Origin of the sequence: Bradyrhizobium sp. NAS80.1 (assembly GCF_001908205.1) — a bacterium.
Classification (GTDB): Bacteria; Pseudomonadota; Alphaproteobacteria; order Rhizobiales; family Xanthobacteraceae; genus Bradyrhizobium.
Window position 1 is genome coordinate 48,298 of sequence record NZ_LGHL01000038.1, and the last position, 7,778, is coordinate 56,075.

General features: G+C 58.2%; 7 protein-coding genes. 6 read left to right on the plus strand and 1 reads right to left on the minus strand.

Features of this window, described 5'->3' with window-relative positions:
* Nucleotides 1-249 precede the first annotated feature (249 nt).
* The 5 genes from AC629_RS09830 (at nt 250) to AC629_RS09850 (ending at nt 4,809) form a co-directional block, all read left to right on the plus strand.
* Nucleotides 250-582: a hypothetical protein gene (locus AC629_RS09830; protein WP_084804599.1), complete on the plus strand. Its 333-nt coding sequence runs from the start codon at nt 250-252 to the stop codon at nt 580-582.
* A gap of 383 nt (nt 583-965) precedes the next feature.
* The gene (locus tag AC629_RS09835; protein ID WP_084804600.1) at nt 966-1,451 is read left to right on the plus strand and encodes a hypothetical protein; all 486 of its coding nucleotides are present in this window, start codon (nt 966-968) and stop codon (nt 1,449-1,451) included.
* 102 nt (nt 1,452-1,553) lie between these two features.
* Entirely contained in the window at nt 1,554-2,036 is a 483-nt protein-coding gene (gene greA / locus AC629_RS09840) for a transcription elongation factor GreA (protein WP_084804601.1), read from the plus strand.
* A 137-nt stretch (nt 2,037-2,173) separates the two neighbouring features.
* Nucleotides 2,174-2,851: a hypothetical protein gene (locus AC629_RS09845; RefSeq protein ID WP_084804602.1), complete on the plus strand. Its 678-nt coding sequence runs from the start codon at nt 2,174-2,176 to the stop codon at nt 2,849-2,851.
* 626 nt (nt 2,852-3,477) lie between these two features.
* Nucleotides 3,478-4,809 carry a tyrosine-type recombinase/integrase gene (locus AC629_RS09850; protein ID WP_084804603.1) on the plus strand — a complete coding sequence of 444 codons (1,332 nt, stop codon included), beginning with the start codon at nt 3,478-3,480 and terminating at the stop codon, nt 4,807-4,809.
* Here AC629_RS09850 and AC629_RS09855 read toward each other — a convergent pair.
* Complete coding sequence (locus AC629_RS09855; protein WP_084804608.1) at nt 4,754-5,122, minus strand: hypothetical protein; 369 nt, start codon at nt 5,120-5,122, stop codon at nt 4,754-4,756. The two genes, AC629_RS09850 and AC629_RS09855, sit on opposite strands and share 56 nt — an antisense overlap.
* Before the next feature lie 331 nt (nt 5,123-5,453).
* Between AC629_RS09855 and AC629_RS09860 the strand changes: the two genes are divergently transcribed.
* Nucleotides 5,454-7,730 carry a hypothetical protein gene (locus AC629_RS09860; protein ID WP_084804604.1) on the plus strand — a complete coding sequence of 759 codons (2,277 nt, stop codon included), beginning with the start codon at nt 5,454-5,456 and terminating at the stop codon, nt 7,728-7,730.
* Nucleotides 7,731-7,778: the final 48 nt, after the last annotated feature.

Sequence of the window (7,778 nt, forward strand, 5' to 3'; positions counted from 1 at the left end):
TCAGCCGAGCCTTGGTGTTCCGAGAACTGGCGTTCAAAGGAGCTCGACCGATGCGGGATCATGTGTGTCTTGGATCGGCTCGGTGCGTTGCGCTGGTGATGCGGCCCATCATGACGCAGCCCGTGGCCGGCGATGTGATCTCGGCCACAGTTCGCGGCTGGGCACCACCCTATCGTGGGCAGACTTGCACGTGTCGATCCCGGAGGCCTACGCTTCGTCTCATTCGGATCAGGAAATTTGGAGATTCTGATGCAAAGGTCATACTTGCTGGCTGTGACAGCAGCGCTGGCGCTTATCACACAAACGCCGCTCGCGCTGGCCCAGACTGCGCCAGCCGCCGGCGGAACCACGGCGCCTGCAGCGACAACCACCGCGCCGGCTGCGACGACGCCAGCGCCGGGCGCGACCAACTCCACTCCGTCACCCGATCCGAAGAAGAGCACGTCGAAGAAGCCGGCGAAGAAGAAGATGACCCGGCAGCAGGAGATCGAGCATTCAGTCGATACCGGCACCGTTCCGGCACGCTACCGCAGCTCGGTGCCCAAGCAGTACCAGCAATATATTCCGTTCGATAAGCAGTGACCGATCGCAGGGCGGCGCGACGTGATCAGCCGTTGCGCCGCCGGTGCCATCGAAAGACGGCCTTGGCCAGGGGCTATCGCCTATGACGGTTGAGAAGCTGCCGAACGTGCTCGGCCTGCATGGTTCTCGCGGCGATGCGAAGCATCGTCCGCTACGCCCGCCTATCGCGGGCTCCTCACCATGAGGGTTTGATATCTCGCCGCGAGCCGCAACCTCATCCTGAGGGCCCGCCGTACGCGGGCGTCTCGAAGGATGGCCGCAGGCGAGCTTCCAGCCACGTCTTTCTTCATATGCGATAGCCCTGGCCAGGGGGCCCGACCACACATCCGCTGTGGCGGTCTGCAAGAGCGGTGCTAGAGTAGGCCAAAGCCCCGGGGGGAGTAATGAACGATGACGTGAAGGATGCTGGCCTTGTGGCGATGATCAGCAGCATCCTGGGAGGCAACAAGCGCGCAGACAGCGTTGCATCACCGCCGCCTGCTGAAGTTCCACCAATAGCGCCGACGAACGGATTCGAGGCTGTTGCGGCGTCCATCCCCGAAGCGCCATCGATCAGGCACGAGGATGCGTCCAACGTCGCGCCGGCCGCTGTGACGCCGGTCGAGCAGCCGGCGAAAATTGCCACGACGCCGGACGGCAAGCGATTGCTGCCTGCGGAGGCGATTGCCGATCTCGTGCTCCGAGAGTTGCGCAAGATCGAGGATTTTCCGGCGACCGGCGCCTCGGTCACGGTCTATGGCTACCGGCATTGGAACGCCATGATCACCTTCGCGCCGTTCTCGACCACATTCCAGAATGCAACACGGTTCCGCCAGGCCATGCCGGATCTTGTTTTCAAGCTCCGTCGTTTCGTCGAACTTGAGATATAGTCCGGGGTCAAATCACCGTCGGCTGCCTCGCGCGATTCCCGTTGATGAATCGCGGGGTGAAGGCGCAGCGGTCACCCGAAACAGTTCGATAGGATTTTCGAATTGAGCGTTGCCTTTACCAAGGAAGAGAGCGCCGAAACCGCGTCCGAGACGCTGTTGCCGGATCGCCCGATCTCTCCGCATCCAAACCTCGTGACGGAAGCAGGCTTGCAAGCCTTACAGACGCAGCTTCAGGAAGCGCGTGAAGCCTATGAGGCCGCGCAGCGGATCGAGGACGTCAACGAGAAGCGCCGTCAGTCGGCGGTGCCCTTGCGCGACGCCCGCTATTTGGCTGAACGGCTGCGCACGGCGCAGGTCATTCCCGATCCGGAGGCGACCGGCACAGTCGCCTTCGGCAGCACAGTGACCTTCAGCCGTGCCGACGGCCGCGTGCAAACCTACCGCATTGTCGGCGAGGACGAAGCCGATCCAAAGGCCGGCTCGATCTCGTTCGTAGCCCCAGTCGCGAAGTCGCTGATGGGGAAGGCGGTCGGCGACGTCGTCGGTTCAGGCGCGCAGGAGATCGAGATTTTGTCGATTGGGTAGGGGCGCGCAGGGCGAGGCGAGGATTGCTATCGACAGGAGCAATCTCATTCGCCTAAAGCATGATCCATACGTTTCCGTTGTCTTGTCCTGGTATCGATGGTCTCCGCTGTGACCGCGCAACAAAGCCCGATGGTTGGATGAGACGGTTTCTGTCGGGAGCGTTGCCGTTTTACGCGCTGGCCGGATTGGCCATGTGCATGTACCTCGTCTTGTACAAGACGAACCTCTTCGACTTGAACGCCACCGTCGAGGGTGCGACCGGTTCATGGTGGTTTCCGGTCTTCATGTTCGTCTGCGTGCTCCTGGAGTCGGTCTTCCCGTATTTTGGCTATTTTCCCGGAACCGCCCTCATTTTGATGTCCGTGGCGCTCAATCCGAAGCCCGCGGACGTCTCCGTTTTTATCGTGGCGTGGCTGGCCATCATCGTGGGTGCCGTTCTGAGTTACGGACAGGCTCGTTTTTTCAGACCGTTCTTGCAGCGGGTTGCCTCAAAAGCGGCACTGAGCCGATGCGAGTCCCTTTTCGACGCCTATGGTGCTTACGCGCGCGTTGCTTTGTTCGTTCATCCCAACGCTTGCGCGATGTATTTCACGGCACTCGGACTTCTCGGCCGGAACCTGGCGCGAGAACTTGCCCATCTTTGCGTGGGTGCAGCGGCCTCTGTGGGTATTCTGTTCGTCGTCGTGACCAGACTTGTGTCGTCCGTAGGCGCCACCGATGATGGAGAATTGCAGGTGCTGCTGGCGGCAGGGCTGGTCGCCATCGGGACCCTCGTCGGTCTCTACGCGGCCTGGCGGCCGGATCGGGCCGCTTAAGCCTGATCGGTCATTGCGACGGGAGATCGGCCTGGCAGGAAAGGTCGCGGGGCTCAGCCGGCGTGGGCCTCTCCCTGGATGATGGCATCGTGCCGCTGTTTTGCCCGACGAGTCAATCGAGTTCGGAAAAGGCGTAACCCATTGATCCGGCTCGCGCCGGCTACTGTGCATGGGGTTGTTTTCGACATTTTTGATCAGACAGCCTCAAAGGCCGTCAGGCGTCGACGATCGCCGCAACCGGAATGGTTCAGGAGGATGAATGGTGGGCGCACAAGGGATCGAACCTTGGACCTCTCCCGTGTGAACCACAATCCGTAGACCCGAGCCAACCAAATCCGGCCATAGTTGAGATGTAAAAACCCCTTTAATTAATGGGGGTTATGGCCTTGTGCGGCCATAAGTGCCCATAGGTGGCCTTGCTACATTTTGTATGCCCCCGTTGTGCCCGCCGTGGATTTTCCCTCGGGGCACAAAAAACGGGGGGAGGTCTGAGACCCGGTTCTGTTTGGGTCTGTGGATCCTCCCTGCGCGGGCACACGGCAAGGGGAAGGTCTGAGCTCCGGTTCTGTTCGAGGGCTGACGCCCTTCTTGCGGGGCACACCGGGCACAGAGAGAGGGAAGGAAGCATGACGGAGCCGGCCAACCAGCTGACACTCACCGATGCGGTGATCCGCAACGCAACGCTGCCGCCGGGTAAGGCGCAGCATTATCTCCACGACGACAAGCTGCCCGGCCTCGCCTTGCGCTTGCGCGCCACCGGCGGCCGGACCTGGGTCTACCTCTTCACCAAACCGGGGGTGAGGGGGACCCAGCGCAAGACCCTCGGCGCGTGGCCTAAATATAATGAGAAGGCCGCGCGCAGGGCCGCCACCATCGCCGCAGGCGAGGTCGTCAAGGGCTTGGACCCGAATGACGCGAAGCGCGAGGCGAGGCGGCAACAGGCAGCCGAGAAGCAGCGCACCACGCTAGCGACCCTCATTGTTGAAGATGGTCCCTACCAGACGTCCTTGACCGAACGTCAAGTCGTCAACTGGAAGCCAGCAATGTCGGCGCTGCGGCGCGGGCTTAAGGATCACGTCGAGAGCGGCGTGGGGGACCTGACGCGACGGCAGATCATGGCTGCGGTCGACAAGATTGCCAAGACCGGCAAGCGGGGTGCAGCCAAGGACTTGCGCAAGCACGTGCATACCTTGCTCGAATGGTGCGTCGGCGAGGGCTATGTCGAGCACAACGTGCTCGCCGGCTATCGCGCGCCCAAGGAAACCCGCGCGCAAAGGGTCGGACGCCGAACGAAGGGTCGCGCGCTGACCGATGAGGAAATCATCAAGGTCTGGGATGCATCCGGCAAGCTCGGGGCTTTCGGTCTCCTGGCACGGATGTGCCTGCTCGGTGGGCCGCGGCGCAGTGAGCCTACCATGATCGAATGGCGGAAGCACATCATGGATGACCGGATCACCTTCGATGCGGCGTGGACCAAGATGGGGCTGCACCACGATGTGCCGCGTACTCACCTGGTTGACGAGGTGCTCACGGCCGCAAAACATTTCCAGCGAGCAACCTCCGACTATGTCTTCCCGTCACCAAAGACCGGCGGCCAGATGTCCGGCTTCACCAAGATGGTCAACCGACTGGTCAAGGAAGCGAGCGTCGCCAAGTTCACCATGCATGACTTAAGGCGCAGCTTGCGCACCATCATGTCACGCTGTGGCTACGACAACGAAATCCAGCGCCTGTGTGTTGGGCAAAAGCCAAGCGGAATCGATCAGGTCTACAATCACGACGAACAGTGGATCATCCGCAAGATGGCGTTCGAAGCGGCTCACGACTACATTGCGGAGTTGGTCGGCGCGAAACGGGTCGGCAAAGTCGTGCGGCTGCAACGGACGAACCCGCTTGACCCGATCAAGGCCGAGCTCCTCGGGCGTCTCCGTGAGCATTATGCGGCTGAGGCGTCTTAATGGTTTTGTCGCGCTGGACCAGATAGTCACGCACCGCATCGACACGATAGAGTGGCCGGCCATCGACGTAGCGCCATTTCAGCGGGTGGTTCGGATCGCGCCGCCACTGCTCCAGCGCCCCGGGCGTGCGCCGGATGACCGCAGCAGCCTCTAATGCCGTCAAATTAGAGCTGCCCGGCAGCGTATCGATATCGAAGGTCGCGGGCGGCGGCATGCCACGATTCTTGCGGCGGCGCTTCGTGGTACTCAGCATTTTCCGACTACCAGGCGTCCCTAATGCCTCCATCTGGGTCTTTTCGTCCTCGCCGCCCATACCTCCGCCCCGTACCATCATCGGTCTGAGGCAATAAGATCGCAGGCTTCTCCAGCAAGAAAGAAATCTAGAGCCCATTTATGGCTGCTGGGTAGCTGTGGCGTACAAATAGGACGAATCGAGATGGTCTCTTAGCTCGCGGTCTAACGTCCCCTTGGACACCCGTCGCACGCCGCCTGACCCCGTAGCCGATTCAAGAGCAATAGTTTATTCCCAAGGCTGACCACCGAGTCGGCGAAAAAGCCCGAAAATCGTGCTCGAAGCGGACGGCTGCGGCGGGCGCGAATGAGAGCGAGAACCGGCCAATTAGATTGTCCGAGGACGCGACAGTATGAACGTCACTGATCCAGAAGTTGAAAGGGGCGATAGCGGCGACCCCGACTGGGGGATCATCCTTCTCGTGCTTACGGCGGCGGGACTGATAGTGTGCGCGTGTGTCGCCGCTACACAGCTCGCACAGCTAAAGGATTATTTCGTTTATATAGCCGAATATACGGCCGCCAACTTTGGCAGCCGACTAATCCTGCAATTTTGGCTCGGAATATTTCTTTACCTTTTGTTTGCAGGACTTCACTGTCGCCTCTTGATAGTAGCAGTTCCATATAATTCGCGCGCGAAATTGTTTATCGATCACGCAGCGCGCGCAATTGCGGCCGTAGCTCCAACTCTCGCCTTTGCTTTCCTCGTTTTAAGCGCGGCTTTTTCTACCACGAGCGTTGCTTGGGTGATGTGGATCGCCTTTCTCGTACTTGTCCTCAGTGCCGTTCTCCAAGTTCGAATTTTCGTCACATGTTGGCAGCGGGCGCTCAAAGGTCAAACCAGTACCAGAACAAACCGACTCGGCCTTCTGTTGATGGCAATATCAATCGTCTCCGCCTCTACAATCTATTTCTGGATGTTGAAGGACGTGATCGGCGCCGCAACCTTCATGGGAGGCTTCGGAGTTATCTTGCTCTTTTTGATCTGCATTTCGCTGGCGTTGCTTGCCTTCGGTTTTCTTAGGAGGCGTAGGTTGAGCATTGTGGGTTGGTCGACCTTCATCATTGTTGCGAGCCACGTTTTTGCATCCAAACCACCAGAATTTTCTCATACAATTGCTCAGCTATCTCAGTCTAAGGCTGGCTCTATCGACCGCGCCGTACATTTGAGAGGCGTGCCGAGCCTTCCGAAGGCATTCAATGACTGGATTCATCCACGGCTTGATCGCTGGAACCACGCGCAACGCGAATATCAGCTAACCCCCACGGATGTTCGAAAATTCCCAGTCTTTATTGTGGCCGCCCAAGGAGGCGGATTATACGCGGCGTATCACACGGCCCTGTCCCTAGCGCGTCTCTACGACTACTGCCCTCAGTTGAAGGATCATGTATTCGCGATTAGTGCCGTGTCGGGCGGAAGCTTTGGATCGGCAATGTTCACCGAACTCCTTCGGAGATCGGTCACGCCACGCACCGAGTGTTCTTACGCCGAGACAGCACCGGGGCTGTTAGAGCAATCTGTTCGAAGTTTCTTCTCAAACGATTTTGTGAGTCCGGTTATCGCATCTGGGCTCTTTTTCGATTTTCCTAGGCTCTTGATTCCTCAACTTCGCTTTACTAACGATCGCGCTCGCATTCTAGAATTGGCGTTTGAGCGCGCAATTGGAGCTTCAACACCGTTCTACTCAAGCTGGTCGCCTGAGGCTGGTATTCCTGCCTTATTCTTCAACACCACAAGTTCAAACTACGGCGTCCCTGTTATCATATCGCAGGTGTTCCTTAGGGAGCGCCAAAATTTCTTATTCGAAACAGCTGACGCCAAGTCGGCTGAAGAGCCTCTTGAAAAGAAACTAGCGGAGGCTCTTATCGCTAACGCGTACAACCGACCCTCATACTTCAACCTGTTGGAATACCAGCCTGATCTGGAGCTCAATAAGAGTACCGCTGCTGTTCTAAGTGCTCGTTTCCCGTACGTCACCCCACCGGGGATTTTGTATCGTAGAAGTCGTGAAGCAGCGGATGTCACGTTGCGCGAAACGGATGGATTGCAATTGATCGATGGCGGATTTTGGGACAACAGCGGCATCGGTGCCGCTAATGAAATCATACGCCAGCTGAAGGACTCTGATGAGATCAAGAAGCTAATGGCTAACGTTGAGTTCCATCTAATATCATTTGGTCACACCAGGTTAGTATTACAAAAGGGCGGTTCGCGAAGCATTCAATCGGAGCTCACTGCGCCCATTGCGACCTTTGAAGCTGTGAGAGAGGCGCGGCTATTCATACCGTCAGATGCGAAGGACGCCGGCTTTAAAGCGGTCCATGCCTACGAGCTTTTTGACCCTGAATTTGAAGCGCCTTTATCCTGGACCCTGTCGAAACGAGTCCGCCAACAGATTGAGGCTCGGAGCGGAGGGAACGTTGCTCCTTCGGTCTGTTGTAGACTCAAATTCTTTCCAAAATCGATGAGCGTCTGGATTCCAAATCCCAGCAGTCTCGGTCCACAATTTGAAGCAACGAGATCCGAAAATCGCGATACCAAATTCTTTGAATCCGTTGCACCCAATCAACAGGAATTTCGGACCATCATTGACCTCGTTAACGGTACGGCCGATGAGGAGGATAACTGAGGAGCGTCCAGCAAGGAAAACGGCCGACTAAACATGCTAGAAGTTAGC